General features: G+C 72.1%; 18 protein-coding genes and 1 riboswitch. Of the genes, 15 read left to right on the forward strand and 3 right to left on the reverse strand.

Annotated features, from left to right (window positions below; genetic code table 11):
• Positions 1-3: 3 nt before the first annotated feature.
• On the reverse strand, positions 4-1125 hold the full coding sequence (gene gcvT, locus AMK13_RS06670; RefSeq protein ID WP_049649097.1) for a glycine cleavage system aminomethyltransferase GcvT: 1122 nt from the start codon (positions 1123-1125) through the stop codon (positions 4-6).
• Between the two features lie 229 nt (positions 1126-1354).
• Positions 1355-1456, reverse strand: a riboswitch (glycine riboswitch).
• Between the two features lie 209 nt (positions 1457-1665).
• Between gcvT and AMK13_RS06675 the strand changes: the two genes are divergently transcribed.
• From AMK13_RS06675 to AMK13_RS06705, 7 genes are all read left to right on the forward strand, one after another.
• A complete protein-coding gene (locus AMK13_RS06675) occupies positions 1666-2469 on the forward strand; it encodes an enhanced serine sensitivity protein SseB C-terminal domain-containing protein (RefSeq protein ID WP_074001487.1) in 804 nt (267 codons plus the stop codon).
• Between the two features lie 116 nt (positions 2470-2585).
• Positions 2586-3509, forward strand: coding sequence for an enhanced serine sensitivity protein SseB C-terminal domain-containing protein (locus tag AMK13_RS06680; RefSeq protein WP_079271895.1), 924 nt, complete (start codon positions 2586-2588; stop codon positions 3507-3509).
• A 446-nt stretch (positions 3510-3955) separates the two neighbouring features.
• Complete coding sequence (locus AMK13_RS06685; RefSeq protein WP_049649099.1) at positions 3956-4942, forward strand: ABC transporter permease; 987 nt, start codon at positions 3956-3958, stop codon at positions 4940-4942.
• 86 nt (positions 4943-5028) lie between these two features.
• Entirely contained in the window at positions 5029-6795 is a 1767-nt protein-coding gene (locus tag AMK13_RS06690) for an ABC transporter substrate-binding protein (RefSeq protein ID WP_074001488.1), read from the forward strand.
• A 97-nt stretch (positions 6796-6892) separates the two neighbouring features.
• On the forward strand, positions 6893-7903 hold the full coding sequence (locus AMK13_RS06695; RefSeq protein WP_049649101.1) for an ABC transporter permease: 1011 nt from the start codon (positions 6893-6895) through the stop codon (positions 7901-7903).
• Positions 7900-8967 carry an ABC transporter ATP-binding protein gene (locus AMK13_RS06700; RefSeq protein WP_049649102.1) on the forward strand — a complete coding sequence of 356 codons (1068 nt, stop codon included), beginning with the start codon at positions 7900-7902 and terminating at the stop codon, positions 8965-8967. The genes AMK13_RS06695 and AMK13_RS06700 overlap by 4 nt, the downstream gene beginning before the upstream one ends.
• 34 nt (positions 8968-9001) lie before the next feature.
• A complete protein-coding gene (locus tag AMK13_RS06705) occupies positions 9002-10066 on the forward strand; it encodes an ABC transporter ATP-binding protein (protein WP_049649103.1) in 1065 nt (354 codons plus the stop codon).
• 89 nt (positions 10067-10155) lie between these two features.
• On the opposite strand, the gene AMK13_RS06710 is transcribed toward AMK13_RS06705, so the two are convergent.
• On the reverse strand, positions 10156-11511 hold the full coding sequence (locus AMK13_RS06710; RefSeq protein ID WP_079271896.1) for an acyltransferase family protein: 1356 nt from the start codon (positions 11509-11511) through the stop codon (positions 10156-10158).
• A 129-nt stretch (positions 11512-11640) separates the two neighbouring features.
• Between AMK13_RS06710 and AMK13_RS06715 the strand changes: the two genes are divergently transcribed.
• Positions 11641-12300: a trimeric intracellular cation channel family protein gene (locus AMK13_RS06715; protein ID WP_049660599.1), complete on the forward strand. Its 660-nt coding sequence runs from the start codon at positions 11641-11643 to the stop codon at positions 12298-12300.
• On the opposite strand, the gene AMK13_RS06720 is transcribed toward AMK13_RS06715, so the two are convergent.
• Positions 12206-12973 carry an IclR family transcriptional regulator gene (locus AMK13_RS06720; protein ID WP_074001489.1) on the reverse strand — a complete coding sequence of 256 codons (768 nt, stop codon included), beginning with the start codon at positions 12971-12973 and terminating at the stop codon, positions 12206-12208. The genes AMK13_RS06715 and AMK13_RS06720 overlap by 95 nt on opposite strands.
• A gap of 181 nt (positions 12974-13154) precedes the next feature.
• Here AMK13_RS06720 and AMK13_RS06725 point away from each other — a divergent pair, with 181 nt between their 5' ends.
• From AMK13_RS06725 to AMK13_RS06755, 7 genes are all read left to right on the forward strand, one after another.
• Positions 13155-14336 (forward strand): cysteine desulfurase family protein, encoded by a 1182-nt coding sequence (locus AMK13_RS06725; RefSeq protein ID WP_074001490.1) that lies wholly within the window; start codon positions 13155-13157, stop codon positions 14334-14336.
• An 88-nt stretch (positions 14337-14424) separates the two neighbouring features.
• Complete coding sequence (gene mnmA, locus AMK13_RS06730) at positions 14425-15561, forward strand: tRNA 2-thiouridine(34) synthase MnmA (protein ID WP_049658857.1); 1137 nt, start codon at positions 14425-14427, stop codon at positions 15559-15561.
• 116 nt (positions 15562-15677) lie between these two features.
• Positions 15678-16235, forward strand: a complete 558-nt coding sequence (locus AMK13_RS06735) for a Uma2 family endonuclease (RefSeq protein WP_049658858.1) — start codon at positions 15678-15680, stop codon at positions 16233-16235.
• Positions 16236-16280: 45 nt separating this feature from the next.
• Positions 16281-16805, forward strand: a complete 525-nt coding sequence (locus AMK13_RS06740; protein WP_074001491.1) for a TIGR00730 family Rossman fold protein — start codon at positions 16281-16283, stop codon at positions 16803-16805.
• A gap of 13 nt (positions 16806-16818) precedes the next feature.
• Positions 16819-17508, forward strand: a complete 690-nt coding sequence (locus AMK13_RS06745) for an SDR family oxidoreductase (protein WP_049658860.1) — start codon at positions 16819-16821, stop codon at positions 17506-17508.
• Positions 17509-17681: 173 nt separating this feature from the next.
• Positions 17682-19982, forward strand: coding sequence for a right-handed parallel beta-helix repeat-containing protein (locus AMK13_RS06750; protein WP_074001492.1), 2301 nt, complete (start codon positions 17682-17684; stop codon positions 19980-19982).
• A gap of 78 nt (positions 19983-20060) precedes the next feature.
• Entirely contained in the window at positions 20061-21071 is a 1011-nt protein-coding gene (locus AMK13_RS06755) for a methionine synthase (protein ID WP_241852773.1), read from the forward strand.
• Positions 21072-21078 lie beyond the last annotated feature (7 nt).

The following is a 21078-nucleotide window of genomic DNA, read 5'->3' on the forward strand; positions in this document are numbered from 1 at the left end:
GGGTCAGCGGGCGCGCTTGTAGAACGGCAGCGCCACGACCCTGACGGGCTCGTGCTTGCCGCGCACGTCCACCGCGACGGTGGTGCCGGGGGCGGCGTGGGCGGCGTCGACGTAGGCCATCGCGATCGGCTGCCCCAGGGTCGGGGACGGCGCGCCGGAGGTGATCCGGCCGATCGGCTCGCCCTCGGTGGAGACCACGGTGTACTCGGCGCGCGGCACCCGCTTGCCGTCGGAGACCAGGCCGACCAGCACCTTCGGCGGGTTGGTCTCGGCCGCGGCGGCGGCCGCCTCCAGGGCCTTGCGGCCGACGAAGGCGCCCTCGTTGGTGGTCTTGTCGAAGCGGACGACCCGGCCCAGGCCGGCGTCGAACGGGGTCAGGTCGGTGGACAGCTCGTGCCCGTACAGCGGCATGCCGGCCTCCAGGCGCAGCGTGTCGCGGCAGGACAGGCCGCAGGGGACCAGGCCGCGGTCCGCGCCGGCGGCGGTCAGCGCCTGCCAGACCGGCTCGGCGTCGGCCGGGTGACAGAAGATCTCGAAGCCGTCCTCGCCGGTGTAGCCGGTGCGGGCGAGCAGCACCTCGCGGTCGGCCACGAAGGCCGGGAGGATCGCGTAGTACTTCAGGCCGGGCAGGTCGGCGTCGGTGGTGTCGGCCAGGATGCCGGTGGCCTCCGGGCCCTGGACGGCGATCAGCGCGTAGGTGTCGCGGTCGTCGGTGACGACGGCGTCGAAGCCCTTGGCACGGGCGATCAGCTCGTCGAGGACCAGCTGGGCGTTGGAGGCGTTGGCGACGACCAGGAAGGCGTCCTCGCGCAGGCGGTAGACGATCAGGTCGTCCAGGATGCCGCCGTCCTCGGCGCAGATCATGGTGTAGCGGGCGCGCAGCTCGCCCAGCGCGGAGACGAAGCCGACCAGGGCGTGGTCCAGCATCTCGCCGGCCTGCGGGCCGGTGACGGTGATCTCGCCCATGTGCGAGAGGTCGAACAGGCCGGCCTTGGTGCGGACGGCGAGGTGCTCCTCGCGCTCGCTGCCGTAGCGCAGCGGCATGTCCCAGCCGGCGAAGTCGGTCATGGTCGCGCCGAGGGCGCGGTGCAGCGCGTCGAGCGCGGTCAGGCGGAGGGACGACATGGCCAGGAACTCCTCGGTCGGGGCACTCAGGGGTGCACGCACCGGACCGGACCCGCTGGGGGCCGACCCTGCGCGCGGGCATGCGGCGGCGTGGGTCTCCCCATCTGTCGTCGAACCTGAGAGCTTCACCGCCCCGCCGCCCGCAGCCGTTTCCAGCTTGGGGGACAGCATGACGGCTTGCACCGTGGGTGGGCGCACGACAGGGCCGGGCGCCGCTTTCCAGATGTGCCTAACCCGTGCGGTAGGGGTGCCTGAGAGATTCCGGGGAGGACTTGCTCCTTCGGCGCCGGCTGTGCCTGAGCGGCACTCCGGGCTCTCCCGCGCGGGTTCGAGCGGCCGGTATGGAGTTGTGGGGGCCCGCGGCGCATGCCGTCGGACGGGCACATCATGGCACGTCCCGGACGACGAGGGGAGGGGGGACCCGGTCACACCGCGCGGGACCCGAACACGAGTCCTGACCACACCCCCCGCACGCCTCTAGACTGCTGCGCGTCGGTGCGGCAGTGGGCGGCCGACGGCAGAGGGCGGAATCGGCGGCGCATGGGGTACCCGGTGGAGCAGCAGCAGGGGTGGGGCGGACCGGAGGAGGCGCCGGCGGGCGGCTCCTGGCCGGCCAACGAACTGGAGCAGGTGCTGACCGCGGCCCTGGGCGACCCGGGCGCGACCCCACGGGTGTTCGAGGTGCTGGCGCGCAGCCAGGTGTGGGTGCCGCTGCCGGCCGGGGCCGACCCGCAGGGCCAGGCGCTCGACCTGCCGACCATCGAGCTGGGCGGCGACCCGTACGTGCCGGTGTTCTCCTCGCAGGAGGTGTTCCTCCGGCAGGCGCCGGGGATGGCCTTCGCGATCGCGCCGGTGTGGGAGTTCGCCCGCGGGCTGCCGCTGGGCCTCGGCATCGCGGTGAACCCGGACGCGCCGGTGGGCCTCCCGGTGCCGCCGCAGGGGGTCGCCGAGCTGCGCCGCGGCCCGCGCGAGGACCGCTGGGAACAGGCCGAGGGCGCCGCGGAGCCGACCGGCGGCCGGGTGGCGCTGCGCGAGCCGGTGCCGGGCGAGGACCCGGAGCACTTCCTGGCCGCCTGCCGGAGCGAACTGTCGGCGCTGCCCGGTGTGTTGACCGCCCGCAGGGCGCTGGCCAGCATCGAGGGCGAACCGACCGTGATGTTCGTGGGCGTCCAGTTGGACCCGGCGGCCCCGGCCGACCCGGCCGCGGTGAACGAGGCACTCGGGCGAGCGCTGGGAACCGCGCCGCTGCCCGGGGGCGTCCACCTCGTACTGCTCGACCTCGCCGACGACCCGGTGGTCGAGTGGCTGCTCACCCGGGTACTGCCTTTCCACACGCGGGCGTGAGCGGGTCCGGATCAGAGGCACGTCGCCGTGGCGGTGGCCGGTGCCGCGCCATAGGGTGCGTGCAGACGGCCGACGGGTCGGCGGGTTGAGGGAAAGAGGCGCGGCGAGGTGGGCGCATGAGTGCGGGAACGGGAGCGGGCGGTGTGCCGGGGCCCTGGGGCCAGGCACCGGCCGGGCGCCCGGGAGCTGATCCCGGCGCGTTGGAGCGCGCCCTGCGCGACGTCGCGCCGGAGCGCTACGACGCGTACGAGCGGCTGCTGCACGCGCTGGCGGACGGCCGGGTCTGGATGCTGCTGTGGCACGGCACGCCGGGCAGCCCGGACGCGCAGTACGGGAACATGGAGATCAGCGGCCACGGCTACGCGCCGGCCGTCACCTCGCCCGAGCAGCTGACCGCCTCCGGCTGGGCGCGGGCCCACGAGGTCGTCTCCGGCCGGGAGATCGCGGCCTCGCTGTACCGCACCCGCTGGGGCCTGTGGCTCAACCCGCACGCCCCCGGCGGCGGCGTCGGGGTGCCCTGGGCGGACCTCCGGCGGGTCGCCGCGGGCCTGGACCGGCTGCCGGCCGGGCCGTTGAAGCTCAGCGAGCCGCAGTTGAACGCCCAGCCGTTCTTCGCGCTGCTGGAGCGGCAGGCCGCCGAGGTGCGCGCGGTCCGGGCGCTGCGCCGGGCCTGGGTGCAGCCCGCGGTGGGGGAGCCGTACCTGGCCATCGGCCTTGACCTCTACGAGAGTTCGCCGCCGGCGGTGGAGGCGGTGCGGGCGCTGATGCAGCGCGCGATCGCGGTGGCCCCGGAGGGGCTCGCGGTGTCCACGGTGGCGATGTCGGACGAGTACGACCCGGTGGCGCTGTGGATGCGCGCCAACGCGCGGCCGTTCTTCGACCGGGAGGCGGGCCGCCCGCCGACCGGCCCGTACCCGCCGGTGCCCCCGCCGCCGTACCCCGGGCAGTCGATGCCGGGCTACGCGTACGGCACCCAGCCGCCGGCGCAGGGCTGGCAGCAGCAGCCGCAGCGGCCGTGGCCCGGCTACCCCGGGCGCTGAATCCCAAAACCCATTCTCCGAAGCCGACTTGATTGTCCGTCAAGTCGGCTTCGATGCTTTCCGGACGAATTTCCGGATGTGCGGCCCGGTCATCTTGACATGGCAGTTACAGCCATGTGAAGAGGTATATGCCGAAGATCGGGGAGGTGCATGCACGCAGATCACAGTTGGGCATCTGTCGGTTGTCAGGGCTGGCGCAAGCCAGTTCGGATGGCAGAGAGTTCTGCGCAACGCACCGCGCGTGCTGGAACCCCACAAAGGTGAGCGCGCACGCCGACAAGCCCGTCCACGCGACGCCCATCCCGCGTGGTGGCAGTGCCTGTGCACGACGCACTGCCGTCAACACCCGCTCCTCCTAAGCACCTCCGCACGTCCGCAGCCGCACCGCCGAAGACGGCGACCGGCACCCGTGGGCCGGCCACCGTCGGCGAGGGGACCAACTGACCATGACATCCGTGACCACCGCCGGGAACGAGCCGGAGGCAGCAGCCGCCGCCGGACCGGCCAAGAAGATCGAGGGCCGCTCCCTCGGCCAGATCGCCTGGACCCGCTTCAAGCGGGACAAGGCCGCCGTCGCCGGCGGCGTCGTGGTGATCCTGCTGATCATGCTCGCCGTGCTGGCCAAGCCGATCGAGTCGATGTTCGGGCTCGACCCGGACGCCCTCCACCAGGACCTGCTGGACGCCGACCTCGGCGGTCTGCCGTTCGGCGACTGGGGCGGCATGAGCCTCGAACACCCGCTCGGCATCGACCCGCTGCAGGGCCGTGACCTGCTCACCCGCGTCATCGAGGGCTCCTGGGTCTCCCTGCTGGTCGCCTTCGGCGCGACCCTGCTGTCCAACACCATCGGCACCGTGCTCGGCATCATGGCCGGCTACTACGGCGGCTGGGTGGACACCGTGATCAGCCGGGTGATGGACGTCTTCCTGGCCTTCCCGCTGCTGCTCTTCGCCATCGCGATCTCGACCTCGCTCCAGGGCGGAGCCTTCGGCCTGCACGGCCTGCCGCTGCACATGCTGGTGCTGATCTTCGTGATCGGCTTCTTCAACTGGCCCTACATGGGTCGGATCGTGCGCGGCCAGACGCTCTCGCTGCGCGAGCGGGAGTTCGTCCACGCGGCCCGCAGCCTCGGCGCCCGCGGCCCGTTCATCCTGTTCAAGGAGCTGCTGCCCAACCTGGTCGGTCCGATCCTGGTCTACTCGACCCTGCTGATCCCGACCAACATCCTCTTCGAGGCGGGGCTGAGCTTCCTCGGCGTCGGCATCCAGCCGCCGCAGGCCTCCTGGGGCGGGATGCTCCAGGACGCGATCCGGTACTACCAGGTGGACCCCCAGTACATGGTGGTCCCCGGTCTGGCGATCTTCGTCACCGTGCTCGCCTTCAACCTGCTCGGCGACGGTCTTCGCGACGCCCTCGATCCCAAGAGCAACTGATCCCGCCGCACATGACCACGCATCATGTGATGCGCCGTCAAGGCTCTCCTTCACCGCCTCCCATCCCCAAGGGGTTGATCTCACCCATGCGTAGGTCCCGTACCGTCGCCCTGACCGCGGCCGCAGCCGCCGCCGTCCTGGTCGTGACCGGTTGCACCAGCTCGTCGAAGGACACCGGTTCCGCCTCGTCCTCCGGCACCGGAGGCGGCTCCGGCGCCAACGCCGCCACCAAGGGCATCGTCAACGCCTCGGACAAGAAGGGCGGGACGGTCACCTACGAGATGAAGGGCACCCCGGACTCGCTCGACCCGGGCAACACGTACTACGCGTACATCTACAACTTCTCGCGCCTGTACGCCCGCTCGCTGACCACCTTCAACCCGGCGCCGGGCGACGAGGGCAACAAGCTCGTCCCCGACCTCGCCGAGTCGATGGGCCAGGTCAGCGCGGACGGCCTGACCTGGACGTACAAGCTGCGCAAGGGCCTGAAGTACGACGACGGCACCCCGATCTCCTCGAAGGACGTCAAGTACGCCGTCGAGCGCTCGAACTACGCGCTGGACGTGAACTCCAACGGCCCGGTCTACTTCCGCGAGCACCTGGTGGACAACGCCACGCCGTACGCCGGCCCGTACAAGGACAAGGAGGGCGGCCTCGACTCGATCGAGACGCCCGACGACACCACGATCGTCTTCCACCTGAAGCAGCCCTTCGCCGACTTCGACTACCTGGTCAGCGCCCCGCAGACCGCGCCGGTCCCGCAGGCCAAGGACACCGGCTCGGAGTACGTGAAGAAGATCGTCTCCTCGGGCTCCTACAAGTTCGAGTCCTACGAGGACGGCAAGCAGGCCGTCCTGGTCCCGAACACCAACTGGGACGCGAGCACCGACCCGATCCGCAAGCAGCTCGCGGACAAGATCGTGCTCCGGATGAACATCGACCAGTCCACCATCGACAAGGACCTGCTGGCCGGCAACGCCCAGGTCGACCTGGTGGGCGGCGGCGTCGACCCGCAGACCCAGGCGCAGATCCTCCAGAACCAGAAGCTGAAGGCCAGCACCGACAACGCCTACGGCGGCCGCCTGGTCTACATGGCGATCAACTCCAAGCTCGCGCCGTTCGACAACATCGAGTGCCGCAAGGCCGTGCAGTACGCGGTCGACAAGGTCTCGGTGCAGACCGCCCTCGGCGGCCCGATCCGCGGCCAGATCGCCAACACGGTGCTCCCGCCGGACATCCCGGGCCACCAGGACTTCAACACGTACGAGACCAAGGACAACAAGGGCGACGAGGCCAAGGCCAAGGAGGCCCTGAAGGCCTGCGGCAAGGAGGGCGGCATCAACACCGTCCTCTCCGCCCGCACCGAGCGCGCCACCGAGGTCGCCGCGGCCACCTCGATCCAGGCCGCGCTGAAGAAGGTCGGCATCAACGCCGAGATCCAGCAGTACCCGCAGGGCAAGTACCTCCAGGACAGCGCCGGCTCCCCGCAGTTCGCGGCCGAGCACAACATCGGCCTGATGATGATGCAGTGGGGTGCCGACTGGCCGACCGGCTACGGCTTCCTCCAGCAGATCGTCGACGGCCGCACCATCAAGCCGTCCGGCAACAACAACCTGGCCCAGCTGGACAACCCCGCGGTCAACAAGCTGCTCGACGACGCCGCGATCAACCCCGACAAGACGGCCCGCGAGAAGATCTACGGCGACGTCGACAAGAAGGTCATGGACCAGGCGGTCTACGTCCCGCTGACCTACTTCAAGGTCTTCCTGTACCGCCCGGACAACGCCACCAACGTGGTCTCCACCTCGGCGTTCTCGGGCGAGTACGACTACCTGAACATCGGCGTCAAGTAAGAGCCTGGCTCCGCATCCCTGAAGGCAGGTGAAGGCAGCGGCGCCCGCCGCCGTCCGGAAGATCCCGGACGGCGGCGGCCGCCGGAGCCGCCCAACTGTGTTTGCCTACATCATCCGCAGGATCTTCGCGGCGGCGATTTTGCTGCTGGTCGTCAGCGCGGTCACCTTCGCGATCTTCTTCCTGCTCCCGCGCCTCGCGGGCGAGACGGCCGACCAACTGGCCGCCCAGTACATCGGGAAGAACCCGTCGCCGGACGCGATCGCGGCGGTCAAGCAGAACCTCGGCCTCGACCAGCCGCTGTACACCCAGTACTGGAACTTCCTGAAGGGGCTGGTCAGCGGCGCCGAGTACCACTTCGGACCGGAACCGGCCACCTGTCACGTGCCCTGCTTCGGCTACTCCTTCAAGAACCACCTGGAGGTCTGGCCCGAGCTGACCAAGCGGATCCCGATCACCATCTCGCTCGCCGCCGGTGCGGCGGTGCTCTGGCTGGTCTCCGGCGTCGCCACCGGCGTCGTCTCCGCCCTGAAGCCGCGGTCGATCTTCGACCGGCTCTCCATGGGCGTCGCGCTCGCCGGCGTCTCGCTGCCGGTCTTCTTCACCGGCGCGCTGCTGCTCACGCTGTTCAGCTACGAGTGGCCGATCCTGGACAACCTGCACTACGTCGACTTCACCGACGACCCGCTGATGTGGGCCCGCAACCTGATCCTGCCCTGGATCTCGCTGGCCTTCCTCTACTCTGCGCTCTACGCCCGGCTCACCCGCGCCGGGATGCTGGAGACCATGAGCGAGGACTACATCCGCACCGCCCGGGCCAAGGGCCTGGTCGAGCGCAAGGTCGTCGCCCGGCACGGGCTGCGCGCCGCGCTCACCCCGATCGTCACGATCTTCGGCATGGACCTCGGGCTGCTGCTCGGCGGCGCGCTGATCACCGAGCAGGTCTTCTCGCTCCAGGGCGTCGGCCAGTTCGCCGTCCAGGCGATCTCCGACAACGACCTGCCCAAGATCCTCGGCGTCACCCTGCTCGCCGCCTTCTTCATCGTCGCCTGCAACCTCGTGGTCGACCTCCTGTACGCCCTCGTCGACCCCCGGGTGAGGCTCTCGTGACCGACCTCCAGAAGGACCCGGCGGCCGCGCCCGCCCCGGCCGGCGACCCCTTCCTCTCCGTGCGCGACCTGCGGATCCACTTCGACACCGACGACGGCCTGGTCCGCTCGGTGGACGGGGTCAGCTTCGACCTGCACAAGGGGCGCACCCTCGGCATCGTCGGCGAGTCCGGCTCCGGCAAGTCCGTCACCTCGCTCGGCATCATGGGCCTGCACCGCTCCAAGCGGGCCCGGATCAGCGGCGAGATCCGGCTGAACGGCGAGGACCTGATCGCGGCCGGCCCGGACCGGGTGCGCCAACTGCGCGGCCGCGAACTGGCGATGATCTTCCAGGACCCGCTGACCGCGATGCACCCCTACTACACGGTGGGGCAGCAGATCGTCGAGGCCTACCGGGTGCACCACCCCCAGGCCACCAAGAAGCAGGCCCGGACCCGCGCGGTCGAGATGCTCGACCGGGTCGGCATCCCGCAGCCGGACCGCCGGGTGGACGACTACCCGCACCAGTTCTCCGGCGGCATGCGCCAGCGCGCCATGATCGCCATGGCGCTGGTCAACGACCCCTCGCTGCTGATCGCCGACGAGCCCACCACCGCCCTGGACGTCACCGTCCAGGCGCAGATCCTGGACCTCATCCGCGACCTCCAGGAGGAGTTCGGCTCCGCGGTCATCATCATCACCCACGACCTCGGGGTGGTCGCCGAACTGGCCGACGACATCCTGGTCATGTACGGCGGCAAGTGCGTCGAGCGCGGCCCGGCCGAGACCCTCTTCGACGCGCCCGAGCACCCGTACACCTGGGGCCTGCTGGGCTCGATGCCGCGACTGGACCGGGAACTCCAGGACCGGCTGGTGCCGGTCAAGGGCACCCCGCCCAGCCTGATCAACGTGCCGTCCGGCTGCGCCTTCCACCCGCGCTGCCCGTACGCCGCCCTGACCGACGGGCGCTCCACGAGCGAGGTCCCGGCACTGGCCGAGGCCGTGCCCGGGCACTTCGCGGCCTGCCACCTGGCGGCCGGCGAGCGGCACCGCATCTTCGCCGAAGAGATCGCGCCCCGGCTGTGAGCCCGGCCTCGTACCACCTTTCTGGAGAGAACCGATGACGGACACTCAGGCGGCTCCGACCCCGCGGTCGGCACCCGCCCCCGGCCGTGAGCCGCTGCTGAAGGTGGCCGGCCTGACCCGGCACTTCCCGATCCGCGGCGGGCTGCTGCGGCGCCAGACCGGCGCGGTGCGGGCCGTCGACGGCATCGACTTCACCGTCAACGCCGGCGAGACGCTGGGCGTCGTGGGCGAGTCCGGCTGCGGCAAGTCGACCATGGGCCGACTGGTCACCCGGCTCGACGAACCGACCGGCGGGACCATCGAGTTCGAGGGCACCGACATCAGCCACCTGAGCGTCGGGGCGATGCGGCCGCTGCGCCGCGACATCCAGATGATCTTCCAGGACCCGTACTCCTCGCTGAACCCCCGGCACACCGTCGGCACCATCGTCGGCGCGCCGTTCCGGCTCCAGAACGCGGTGCCCGAGGGCGGCCTCAAGAAGGCCGTCCAGGAGCTGCTGGAGCTGTGCGGGCTCAGCCCCGAGCACTACAACCGCTACCCGCACGAGTTCTCCGGCGGCCAGCGCCAGCGCATCGGCATCGCCCGGGCGCTCGCGCTGAAGCCGAAGATGATCATCGCGGACGAGCCGGTCTCCGCCCTGGACGTGTCGATCCAGGCGCAGGTGGTCAACCTGCTGGACGACCTCCAGCAGGAGCTCGGGCTGACCTACCTGATCATCGCGCACGACCTCTCGGTGGTCCGGCACGTCTCGGACCGGGTCGCGGTGATGTACCTCGGCAAGATCGTGGAGATCGCCGACCGGGACTCGCTCTACCGCAGCCCGATGCACCCGTACACCAACGCGCTGATGTCCGCCGTGCCCGTCCCGGACCCGCGCCGCCGCCAGCGCGCGGGCCGCGACCGGATCCTGCTCAAGGGCGACGTCCCCTCGCCGATCAACCCGCCCAGCGGCTGCCGCTTCCGCACCCGGTGCTGGAAGGCGCAGGACGTGTGCGCGAGCCAGGAGCCGCCGCTGGCGGTGCTCGAGACCGGGCACCAGGTGGCGTGCCACTTCCCAGAGAACGCTCCGGGGAACGCTCCGGCCGACGCCAAGGCCTGAGGTCCCCGCACGGACGCGAGAGGCCGCCCGCCCCGGACCCCCGGGGCGGGCGGCCTCTTCGGTGTCCGCGTCCCAGGCGTCCGGGCGCCTCAGACGCCCGCGGCCGACACCGGTTCGGGCCTCGGCGCCGGTTCGCGCGGGCCCGGGGCGGGGGCCGGGAAGCGGCGGTCCAGCGCCCGGACCACCCGGCGGCCGAGGCGCTGGAACGGGATCTCGACCAGCCGGTACGACAGGTACGAGAGCACCACGAGCGCCCCCAGGTAGCCGAGGGTGAGCGCGGCCTGCCCCGTCGGCCCGACGATCGGCGGGTAGCCCTGGAGCCTCCAGCCGACGAAGTACATCAGCGGCCCGTGCAGCAGGTAGACCGAGAAGCTGATCGTGCCGAGCCCGCTCAGCCAGCGCGGGAAGCGGCGCCGGCGCAGCAGCATGGCCGCCGCGAACAGGGCCCAGGCGGCCAGGTAGGCGAGGGAGAAGGACTGCCACGAAGGGGTCCAGGTGTGCCAGAGCGCGGTGTCCCGGTTGTACAGGTAGCCGACCGTGACGCCGGCGACGACCACGAAGGCGCAGCAGAGCAGGGCCGGGAGCCGGTCGAGCAGGCCGTGCTCCAGCCGGTACAGCACGGTGCCGGCGAACATCGTCGCGAAGATCAGCATGGTCTCGAAGCCGGTGCTCCGGTTGTTCACCGTGATCAGGACCAGGCCCAGGCCGCCGAGCAGCAGCGCGCCCCAACGGGTCAGGTCCGGACGGGCGGTGGCGATGCAGGCCATCGCCATCAGCACCACGATCCCGGCCACCGCCACCAGGTGCCTGGTGGCCGGCAGGTCCACCGAGATCCCGCCGATCGGCAGCCAGGTGCCGAGCACCAGGGCGACGGACGCGAAGCCGACCGCGATCGGCGCGCTGTTCCGGTGCCACCCCCGGACGAACAGCGCGCACACGAAGTAGTAGAAGACCATCTCGTAGGTGAGCGACCACATCACGCCGATGGCGCTGGGCACCCCCACCAGGTCCTGGAGCAGCAGGCCGTTGGCGGCGAGCGACAGCACCGGGTGGTCGAAGGGGAAGCTCTGGACGATCTGGCCGCCGCGGGGCAGCACCAGCAGGCTCACCACGATCGTGACGGCCACCGCGGGGTAGATGCGGAAGAGCCGTCCGGTCCAGAACGCCCGGACGTCGCCGCGCCGTTCCAGCGACGCCGGGATGATGTACCCGCTGACCAGGAAGAACAGCATCACGCCGAAGAAGCCGAGGTCCAGCTGGCGCGGCACCCGGTCCGCGTGGGGGATCTTGCCGAGCAGTCCGAAGTGGTGCATGGCGACGGCGAGGGCGGCGACGCCGCGCAGCGCGTCGAGCCAGCCGAGCCTGGCGGAGGCGGGCGGTTCCGGCGGCGACTTCGACGGTTCCGGCGGTGACGCCGGGGCCGACCTGGGCTTCACGAGCTTCACAGGCGGAGGCTAGCCGAGCCGCTCCGGCCGGACGGCGCGCAAGCCGTCCGGCACCCTTCCGGCGGTGCGTTCGCATCCAGAGAACGGACGTTCACCGGCACATCCGTGCACATCGGGTACACATGGACGGTGACATCCCAGCTCTTCCCGACCGACGTCCAGCAGTCGCTGGACCTCGTCGGCATCTTCGTCTTCGCCCTCTCCGGGGGCCTGCTCGCCGTCCGCAAGAACATGGACATCTTCGGCATCTGTGTACTGGCGGAGGTCACCGCCCTCGGCGGCGGCGTGATGCGCGACCTGGTGATCGGCGCGACCCCGGTCGCCGCGTTCACCAACCTCGGCTACTTCGTGACCCCGCTGGGCGCCGCCCTGGTGGTGTTCTTCCTGCACCCGGAGGTCGAGCGGATCAACCGGGCGGTGCAGACCCTGGACGCCCTCGGGCTCGGGCTGTTCTGCGTGACCGGCACCGCCAAGGCCCACGACTTCGGGCTCGGCGCCGTCGCCGCGATCGCGCTCGGCATGGTGACCGCGGCCGGCGGCGGCGTGATCCGCGACATACTCGCCGGGGAGATCCCCTCGCTGCTGCGCTGGGACCGGGAGATCTACGCCGTCCCCGCCCTGGTCGGCGCCACCGTCGTCGCCCTGCTGATCGCCACCGACCGGCTCACCGGCGTGACCGGCACCGCCGCCGCGCTCACCGCCTTCGGGCTGCGGATGCTCGCCCTGAAGTACGGCTGGCGTGCCCCGCGGGCCTGGCACCGCAACGGTTCTCGCACCAGCGAGGAGTAGGCGAGCCGCCGTACGCGAGCGAGATCGCCTCGGCCGTGCAGAGCAGTTCCGGCACCATCCTGGCCAGTTCGGCCGGCGGAACCTCGCTCGCCGGGGCGCTCAGCGCGCAGGCCGCGACCGTCCGCCCGCCGCTGCCCGCGACCGGCGCGGCCACGCAGGTCACCGGCTCCCGGTGCTCGCGCGACTCGGCCGCCCAGCCCCGGCGGCGCACCGCCGCCAGCTCGGGCTCCGCGCGGGCGTCGTCCGCGGACAGCCCGGCGAGCAGCACCCGGCCGACCGCCGTCCCGTCGACCGGGGCCCGGCGCCCGATCCGGGACGGCTCCGCGCCCGGCGGCCCGGCCACCTCGTCCAGGTAGAGCACCTCGCCGTCGTGCAGCACGGCGAGCCGGACGGTGTAGCCGCAGCGGGCGTTGAGCGCGGCCAGGTACGGCGCGGCGACCTGCCGGACGTCGAAGTCCTCCAGCGCGCGGTGGGCCAGCGAGAGCACCCGGCCGCCGATCCGGTAGCGCAGGTCCGGCTGGCGGCGGGCGAAGCCGTGCTCCTCCAGGGTGCGCAGCAGCCGCAGGGCGGTGGACTTGTGCACCCCGAGGCTGCTGGCGGCCTGCTCCAGCGAGAGCGGTGCGTCGCCGAGCGCGTCGAGCAGGGTCAGCGCGCGGTCGACCGACTGCGACATGGCGTTCCCCGTGGATCCGGCTGACTGGTGGCGTCAGGCTAACCGCTGGGTGGCTCAGTGGTACAAACCAGTACCGGACGCGGCCGTCCGGCCGTGGTGCGTCCGGCCCGTGCGGGCGGTGGCTGGATCGGTGCCCCGGGCCGGAACCCCGCTCCGTGCGGCGCTCTACAATCGGATGGTTATGCCATACCTGGACCATGCGGCGACCACGCCGATGCTGCCCGAGGCGATCGCCGCGATGACGGCGCACCTGGGGGTGGTCGGCAACGCCTCGGCCCTGCACGCGGCCGGCCGCCGGGCCCGCCGGGTGGTCGAGGAGTCCCGGGAGTCGCTGGCCGAGTCGCTGGGCGCCCGCCCCAGCGAGATCGTGCTCACCGGCGGCGGCACCGAGTCCGACAACCTCGCGGTCAAGGGCCTGTACTGGGCCCGCCGGGACGCAGACCCGGCCCGCACCCGGGTGCTGTGCAGCCCGGTCGAGCACCACGCGGTGCTGGACGCGGTGCACTGGCTCTCCGAGCACGAGGGCGCCGCCGTCGAGTACCTGCCGGTCGACGAGCACGGCCGGGTGCACCCCGAGGCGCTGCGGTCCGCGATCGAACGCGACCCGGCGTCGGTGGCGCTGGTCACCGTGATGTGGGCCAACAACGAGGTCGGCACCGTCCAGCCGGTCCGCGAACTGACCGCCGTGGCGGCCGAGTACGGCATCCCCGTGCACGCCGACGCGGTGCAGGCGCTCGGTCAGGTCCCGGTCTCCTTCGCCGAATCCGGCCTCACCGCGCTCACCGTCACCGGACACAAGATCGGCGGCCCGTTCGGCATCGGCGCGCTGCTGCTCTCCCGGGGCGCCGCGCCCGTACCGCTGCTGCACGGCGGCGGGCAGGAGCGCGACGTGCGCTCCGGCACCCTGGACGCCCCCGGCGCGGCCGGCTTCGCGGCCGCCGCCGCGATCGCCGTCGAACGGCGGGCCGAGCACACCGTCACGCTGGGCGCGCTGCGGGACGAACTGGTGGCCTCGGTGCTGGACGCCGTCCCCGACGCGATCCTCAACGGCGACCCGTCCGCGGCCGGGCGGCTGCCCGCCAACGCGCACTTCTCCTTCCCCGGCTGCGAGGGCGACGCCCTGCTGATGCTGCTGGACGCCCAGGGCATCGAGTGCTCGACCGGCTCCGCCTGCTCCGCCGGGGTGCCGCAACCCAGCCACGTGCTGCTCGCGATGGGCGTCGACCCGCTGCTGGCGCGCGCGTCGCTGCGGTTCTCGCTCGGGCACACCTCGGTGCGGGAGGACGTGACGGCGCTGGCGGCGGCCATCGGGCCGGCGGTGCAGCGGGCGCGCAACGCCGGGCTGGCCTCCGTCCGGCGCTGATCCCGGCCGTGCGGCGCCGTTCCCGGCCGTCCGGCGCTGATCCCGTCTTCCGGGAACAGCCGGGCCACCCCGTACCCTTGTTGCCATCATGACTGACTTCCCGGGTGCCCCGACCACTCCGTCCACCGGCCGTCTGCGCGTGCTCGCGGCGATGTCCGGCGGAGTCGACTCCGCCGTCGCCGCCGCCCGCGCCGTCGAAGCCGGACACGAGGTGACCGGCGTCCACCTGGCGCTGTCCAGCAACCCGCAGTCCTTCCGGACCGGCGCGCGCGGCTGCTGCACCATCGAGGACTCCCGGGACGCCTGGCGGGCGGCCGACGTGATCGGCATCCCCTTCTACGTCTGGGACCTCGCCGAGCGCTTCCGCGAGGACGTCATCGACGACTTCGTCGCCGAGTACGCGGCCGGGCGCACGCCCAACCCGTGCCTGCGCTGCAACGAGAAGATCAAGTTCGCGGCGCTGCTGGACAAGGCCGTCGCCCTCGGCTTCGACGCCGTCTGCACCGGCCACTACGCCCGGATCGTCGACCTGCCCTCCGGCGCGCGCGAACTGCACCGGGCCGTCGACTCCGCCAAGGACCAGTCCTACGTCCTCGGCGTCCTCGACGCCGACCAGCTCGCCCACTCGCTCTTCCCGCTCGGTGACACCACCAAGGAGGAGATCCGGGCCGAGGCCGAGCGCCGCGGCCTGGCCGTCGCCAAGAAGCCCGACAGCCACGACATCTGCTTCATCGCCGACGGCGACACCCAGGGCTTCCTCGCCAAGCACCTCGGCACCGCGCCCGGCGACATCCTCGACGCCGACGGCACCAAGCTCGGCGAGCACGACGGCGCGTACGGCTTCACCATCGGCCAGCGCAAGGGCCTGCGGATCGGCCGCCCGGCCGCCGACGGCAAGCCGCGCTACGTCCTGGACATCTCCCCGGTGAACAACACCGTGACGGTCGGCCCGGTCGAGGGCCTCGACGTCACCGGGCTGACCGCCATCCGCCCCCGCTGGTGCGGCACCGAGCCCCTCGCCGACGGGCGCTACACCGCCCAGCTCCGCGCCCACGGCGAGGAGGTGCCGGTGAGCGCCTCGGTCGTCGACGGCGAACTGCGGGTGCGGCTGGACACCCCGGTGCGCGGCATCGCCCCCGGCCAGGCCGTGGTCCTCTACGACGGCACCCGCGTCGTCGGCTCCGCCACCATCGCCACCACCGAGCGCCCGGCCGTCACCGCCTGAGCGGCAGCGGCCGGCGGTCGGGCCTCCTGTCCACGCAGAGGCCCGGCTGGATCCCGGTGTCGGCAGGCCGACCGGCAGCGGGTGAGATGTCGGCCCGGTCGGCCATAGTGGACGGCATGACCTTCTACGAGCAGCACCGCGAGTTCATCGAGGAGCTGGAGCGGATCACCCCGGAAGGCGTCCGGATCGAATGGTCCGGAGACACGCTGATCATGCAGGCGTCGCCGTCCAACATCCATCAGCTCAACGTGGCCCAGGTGCGCAGGCAGTTCGAGCAGCACGCTCCTGACGGCTACCTTCCCAGCGAGCGGAGCGAGATCGTCAGCCCGGACGTCTCCAAGGGGCGTGAGCCGGACCTGACCTACCTCCCCCTCGACGTCCTCTCCCAGCCGGGTAACAAAGCCCCTGCCGCCGAAGCCCTGATTGCCGTGGAGATCGTCTCGCCGTCCAACCCGGGCAACGACTGGATGGACAAGCTGCACGACTACGCCGTGATGCGCATCCCGCTGTACCTGATCGTGGACCCGCGCCAGCAGACGGTGACGCTGTTCTCCGAGCCGAACCACGACCGCTACCACACCCGCAGCGACCGGAAGTTCGGCGACGCGATCACCATCCCGGAGCCCTTCGGCTTCAGCCTGAGCCTGTCGAAGCTCGTGCCGTACACCGAGTAATGGCGGTGAGCGGTGGGCAGGGGGCGTGATAGACCAGACGACACTATGAATATCTCTGTCTTCTGCTCCGCGTACTCGCTCGACGACCGCTACTCCGCCCCCGCCGCCGAGTTCGCCCGGCTCCTGGGGGAGGGCGGGCACACCCTGGTGTGGGGCGGCTCGAACGCCGGGCTGATGGGGCTGCTCGCCGACGAGGTGAAGGCGGCCGGCGGTCGACTGGTCGGCGTGATGGTCGAGATGCTGCGGCACAAGGCGTACGTCGGCGCCGACGAGCTGGTGTGGACCGCCGACCTCCCCGAGCGGAAGGCGGAGCTGGCGGCCCGGGCCGACGCGATCGTCGTCCTGGTGGGCGGGCTGGGCACCCTGGACGAGGTGACCGAGGTGCTGGAGCTCAAGAAGCACGGGATGTTCGACAAGCCGGTGGTCGTGCTGGACACCGAGGGCTTCTACTCCGGCCTGCGCACCCAGATGGAGCGGATGGACGCCGAGGGCTTCCTGCCGCGCCCGCTCGCCGAGCTGATCACCTTTGCGGACACCCCCGCCGAGGTCTTCGCCCAGCTCAAGGCCTGAGAGGATCGGGTCCATGGCTGCACATCTGATCACCGGCGCCGGCTCCGGCATCGGCGCCGTCCTCGCCGAGCGACTCGCCGAGCGCGGGGACGAGCTCTGGCTGCTCGCCCGCGACGCCCGCCGGGCCGCCGAGCTGCGCGAGCGCTTCCCCGGGGCCCGCACCCTCGTCGGGGACCTCGGCGACCCGGGCAAGCTCTCCTGGGCCTTCGGCCACCAGCAGCTGCCCGTCGAGCTCGACTCCCTCCTGCACGTCGCGGGCGTCGTCGAGCTCGGCCCGGTCGGCGACCTGACCCCCAAGGCCTGGCAGGAGACGCTCAACGTCAACCTCGTCGCCCCCGCCGAGCTGACCCGCCTCCTGCTGCCGTCGATCCGGCTGGTCAAGGGCCACGTGCTCTTCGTGAACTCCGGCGCCGGCCTGAACGCCCACGCCGAGTGGTCGGCGTACGCGGCCAGCAAGCACGGCCTCAAGGCGCTCGCCGACGCGCTGCGCCACGAGGAGCACGCCAACGGCGTCCGGGTCACCTCCGTCTACCCCGGCCGCACCGCCACCGCGATGCAGGTCAAGGTGCACCAGCAGGAGGGCAAGGAGTACGACGCCGACCGCTGGATCGAGCCGGAGTCCGTCGCCAAGGCGGTCCTCGCCGCCCTCGACGCCTCCCGCGACGCGGAGATCACCGACATCACCGTCCGCCCGGGGCGCTGACGCGCCGCGCGGGACACCGGCGACGGCCGACGCCCCGCGCGCCCACCGGAGTTCGGGAAAAATCTCCTGGTACCGACCGAACAGCCCGTGGAAGGATGTCCGCGCCCTTCCCCGGGATGTCCGGCGGCGAGGGTTGCCTAGCGATCTGAGATCGCTGTGACCAGGGGGGATTCGTGTCCAGAGTCCGATCCGCGCTGACCGTCGGCGCGCTGCTCGTAGGGACGGTCGGTCTGCCGGCCGTCGGTGCGAGCAGCGCGGCTGCGGCAGGCGGCACGCTCTACGTCAACAACGCCGCGGGTGCGCACTGCACCGACAGCGGCAGCGGCGCCCAGTCGGCGCCGTTCTGCCACGTCGCGGCCGCCGCGGCGGTCGTCCAGCCGGGGCAGACCGTCGAGATCGCGGCCGGGTCCTACGTCGACACCGCGGTGACCGTGACCCGCTCCGGCACCGCCGACGCCCCGATCACCTTCCGCAGCCAGGCCCAGCAGTACTCGCCGGGCGGCGTCGCCTCGCTCAGCGGCGGGGCGCCGAACCACCCGGACAGCGCCATCGTGGTCAAGGGCGCCGACCACCTGCGCTTCGAGAACCTGACGGTGCTGAGCAACCAGCGTCCGGCCGTCGTGGTCGACGGCGGGCACGACGTCTCCTTCACCAACATCGCGGCCTCGGGCGGCGGCGTCCGGATCACCGACGCCTCCGACAAGGTCACCTGGGCCCGCGGCGACTTCAGCTACGCGCCCGGCCCGCTGCTCCAGGTCGACGGCGGCTCCACCGGGACCGTCCTGACCACCAACGTGGTCCAGGCCAACTACGTGTCCGACATGACCGGGATCCTGGTCAAGGACGCGCCGAACACCGTCGTGGTGGCCAACACCGTCACCTCGTCCTGCTTCGCCGGGATCGTGCTGGACGGCGGCTCGACCGGCGCGGTGGTCGAGAACAACGTGGTGAACACCGCGAAGAACCAGAGCGCGGCCTGCGCCACCCCGGCCGCCGCCACCGGGATCACCGTCGGGGCGAACGCCACCGCGGGCACCAAGGTCGACTACAACCTGATCGACCCGCGCAGCGGCGGCGCGCCCTACAGCTGGGCCGGCGCCGCCTTCGGCACCCAGGACCAGCTCACCGCGAACAGCGGCCAGGGCGTGCACGACTTCGTCGCCCTGACCTACGTGCCGAAGGGCCCGGACGCCCCGGTCGACCACCGGATCGACTCGGCGGACGAGACCGCCCCGGGCATGCTGCCGACCGACCGCGGCGGCCAGGCCCCGGTGGACGACCCGACGGTCGCCAACACCGGTACGGGCAGCGGCTTCCGCGACCGCGGTGCCTACGAGATGCTCGACATCGGCAGCGCCTTCACCCCGGCCGGTCCGACCCGGCTGCTGGACACCCGTCAGCCGATCGGCGTGCCGGCGGCGCAGGCCGTGGCGGCGGACGGCACCGTCGACCTCCAGGTGGCCGGTGTCGCGGGCGTTCCGGTGGAGGGCGTGACGGCCGTGACGATGAACGTGACGGTCACCGATCCGCAGGTCGACGGCTGGTTGACCGTCTACCCGCACGGTGCCGCGGTGCCGAACACCTCCAACCTCAACTGGCCAGCCGGGCGTACGGTTTCGAACCTGGTGACGGTGCCGGTGGTGGACGGCAAGGTGTCCTTCCACAACGCCTCCGGCGGCACGGTGCACCTGGTCGCCGACCTGGCGGGCTACTACGGCCCGAAGGGTTCGCTGTTCCATGCCCAGGGTCCGGCCCGGCTGCTGGACACCCGTCAGCCGATCGGCGTGCCGGCGGCGCAGGCCGTGGCGGCGGACGGCACCGTCGACCTCCAGGTGGCCGGTGTCGCGGGCGTTCCGGTGGAGGGCGTGACGGCCGTGACGATGAACGTGACGGTCACCGATCCGCAGGTCGACGGCTGGTTGACCGTCTACCCGCACGGTGCCGCGGTGCCGAACACCTCCAACCTCAACTGGCCAGCTGGGCGTACGGTTTCGAACCTGGTGACGGTGCCGGTGGCGGACGGCAAGGTGTCCTTCCACAACGCCTCCGGCGGCACGGTGCACCTGGTCGCCGACCTCGCAGGCTACTACGCCACCGAGGGCAAGGTCAGCTACCGCCCGGCCGGCCCGATCCGGGTCCTCGACACCCGCCAGGACACCTACTGGGAGTCGGGCGTCCGCCCGGCGGCCACCGTCCCGGCCTGGGGCACGGTGGACGTCCCGGTCGGCGAGATCCCGAACGCCGCGGCGGTGACCCTGAACGTGACGGTCACCGAGCCGGGCACCGACGGGCACCTGACCGTCTTCCCGCACGGGGACGCGGCGCCGAACGCCTCGAACCTGAACTTCCTGCCGGGCGAGACGATCCCCAACCAGGTGGTCGTCCCGGTCAAGGACGGCAAGGTGTCGTTCTACAACGCGAGCGGTGCTCCGCTGCACCTGATCGTCGACCTGTTCGGCTACCAGTCGTACTGACCCCGCCCCACCCCGACGGCCCCGGTGCCGAGCCCCGTGCTCGGCGCCGGGGCCGTCCGGCTGAGTAGGCTCGGGCGGGTGAGCACCCCACATCCCTTCCCCGACCTGCGTGGCACCGCCACCGGTGTCGGTTCGCTGCCCGGTACCGACGCCCGGGAGGCCGCCAAGACCTCCACCGGGGCACTGGAGCACCTGCCGTTCCTGCCCGAGCTGCCCGCGCGCGGGCCGGGCGCGGACATGATCGGCCGCGGCGCCGGCCTGCTGGTCGAGCTGTTCGCGCAGACCGAGCCGAGCGGCTGGCGGTTCACCGACCGTCCGGGCCGGGACACCCGGCGCGCCCATTCCTGGCTCGGCGAGGACCTGGACGCGCTGGAGGAGTTCACCCAGGGCTACCAGGGGGCGGTCAAGGTCCAGGCCGTCGGCCCCTGGACGCTGGCGGCGAGCATCGAGCTCAAGCACGGGGAGAAGGCGCTCTCCGACCCCGGTGCCTGCCGGGACATCGCCGGCTCGCTGACCGAGGGCCTGCGCCGCCACCTCGCGGACGTCCGCAGGCGGGTGCCCGGGGCCGAGGTGGTCCTCCAGCTCGACGAGCCCTCGCTGCCGGCCGTGCTGTCGGGGTCGGTGAAGACCGCGAGCGGTTTCCAGCGGCTGCGCTCGGTCGACCGGCAGGTCGCCGAGGAGGTGCTGCGCGAGGTGGTCGGGAGCCTGGACGCGCCGGTCGTCGTGCACTCCTGCGCGCCGGACGTCCCGGTCCCGCTGCTGCGCCGGGCCGGGGTCGCCGGGATCTCGCTGGACTTCTCGCTCCTCACCGAGCGCCAGGACGACGATCTCGGCGAGGCGGTGGAGGGCGGCACGATGATCCTCGCTGGTGTCGTCCCCGCCACTGACCAGGCAGTGTCCGACCCTGCCGGTAGTGTCCAGGGTGTCAGGACCTTGTGGCGCAGGCTCGGGTTCGCCCCGGAGCTGCTGGGCCGTCGCGTGCTGGTGACGCCGACCTGCGGGTTGGCCGGGGCCTCCCCGGCGTACGCGCGCAGGGCGCTGTCGTCCGCGGCGCGGGCGGCACAGAGCCTGGTGGACAACCCGGAATGAGAACGTA

This window comes from Streptomyces sp. CB02056 (genome assembly GCF_001905545.1).
Taxonomy (GTDB): domain Bacteria; phylum Actinomycetota; class Actinomycetes; order Streptomycetales; family Streptomycetaceae; genus Kitasatospora.

What these genes read in the sequence shown, in the direction of transcription:
- AMK13_RS06735 (WP_049658858.1), top strand. Translation starts at nt 15,678, where the DNA reads ATGACCTTCTACGAGCAGCACCGCGAGTTCATCGAGGAGCTGGAGCGG.
- AMK13_RS06685 (WP_049649099.1), top strand. Translation starts at nt 3,956, where the DNA reads ATGACATCCGTGACCACCGCCGGGAACGAGCCGGAGGCAGCAGCCGCC.
- AMK13_RS06705 (WP_049649103.1), top strand. Translation starts at nt 9,002, where the DNA reads ATGACGGACACTCAGGCGGCTCCGACCCCGCGGTCGGCACCCGCCCCC.
- AMK13_RS06680 (WP_079271895.1), top strand. Translation starts at nt 2,586, where the DNA reads ATGAGTGCGGGAACGGGAGCGGGCGGTGTGCCGGGGCCCTGGGGCCAG.
- AMK13_RS06745 (WP_049658860.1), top strand. Translation starts at nt 16,819, where the DNA reads ATGGCTGCACATCTGATCACCGGCGCCGGCTCCGGCATCGGCGCCGTC.
- AMK13_RS06725 (WP_074001490.1), top strand. Translation starts at nt 13,155, where the DNA reads ATGCCATACCTGGACCATGCGGCGACCACGCCGATGCTGCCCGAGGCG.
- AMK13_RS06740 (WP_074001491.1), top strand. Translation starts at nt 16,281, where the DNA reads ATGAATATCTCTGTCTTCTGCTCCGCGTACTCGCTCGACGACCGCTAC.
- AMK13_RS06690 (WP_074001488.1), top strand. Translation starts at nt 5,029, where the DNA reads ATGCGTAGGTCCCGTACCGTCGCCCTGACCGCGGCCGCAGCCGCCGCC.
- AMK13_RS06675 (WP_074001487.1), top strand. Translation starts at nt 1,666, where the DNA reads ATGGGGTACCCGGTGGAGCAGCAGCAGGGGTGGGGCGGACCGGAGGAG.
- mnmA (WP_049658857.1), top strand. Translation starts at nt 14,425, where the DNA reads ATGACTGACTTCCCGGGTGCCCCGACCACTCCGTCCACCGGCCGTCTG.
- AMK13_RS06720 (WP_074001489.1), bottom strand. Translation starts at nt 12,973, where the DNA reads ATGTCGCAGTCGGTCGACCGCGCGCTGACCCTGCTCGACGCGCTCGGC.
- gcvT (WP_049649097.1), bottom strand. Translation starts at nt 1,125, where the DNA reads ATGTCGTCCCTCCGCCTGACCGCGCTCGACGCGCTGCACCGCGCCCTC.